1 pseudogene is annotated in these 226 nt (G+C 38.1%); it reads left to right on the forward strand.

The annotated features are described in order from the left end of the window. Window positions 1-226, forward strand: a pseudogene (locus NG901_RS16910) (argininosuccinate lyase); the annotation flags it as partial.

The following is a 226-nucleotide window of genomic DNA, read 5'->3' on the forward strand; positions in this document are numbered from 1 at the left end:
TTTGATACGCTTGAGACGGTTCAAACAAGCTTAGATATTTTCGCAGGAATGATTGAAACGATGAAGATCAACACAGAAATAATGGAAGAATCGACGCAAAAAGATTTTTCCAATGCGACGGAACTAGCAGATTATTTAGCGAAAAAAGGCGTTCCATTTAGAGAAGCGCATGAGATTGTTGGGAAATTGGTGCTTGAATGTACGCAAAATGGGATTTATTTGCAAG

Source organism: Clostridium sp. CMCC3677 (genome assembly GCF_023845585.1).
Classification (GTDB): Bacteria; Bacillota; Clostridia; order Clostridiales; family Clostridiaceae; genus Clostridium; species Clostridium aquiflavi.